This window comes from Campylobacter sp. 2018MI13 (genome assembly GCF_018501135.1).
GTDB lineage: Bacteria > Campylobacterota > Campylobacteria > Campylobacterales > Campylobacteraceae > Campylobacter_E.
This window is the reverse complement of record NZ_JAHCZC010000364.1, coordinates 1-219: the sequence shown is the minus strand read 5'-3', so window position 1 is coordinate 219 and position 219 is coordinate 1. Positions and strand designations below refer to the sequence as shown.

Sequence of the window (219 nt, the reverse complement as noted above, 5' to 3'; positions counted from 1 at the left end):
CTTGCTCAAGATGTAATGGCAAGGGCAAAATAGCTATTAGAAAAGGCTTTTTCCAAATGGTTAGCACTTGTGATGTGTGTGGCGGTAAAGGGAAAGTAGTAAAAGATAAATGTTCATCTTGTCAAGGTAGTGGAAAAGAAAATAAAAAAGAAGAATTAGAAGTAACTATTCCTGAAGGAGTTGATAACGGAGTAACTTTAAAATGTTCTAATAAAGGAA

Annotated in this window: 1 protein-coding gene; it reads left to right on the top strand. The window is 33.8% G+C overall.

Annotated features, from left to right (window positions below):
* The coding region (locus KJQ99_RS11545; RefSeq protein ID WP_284467068.1) for a zinc finger domain-containing protein at positions 1 to 219 on the top strand (219 nt) is incomplete at both ends.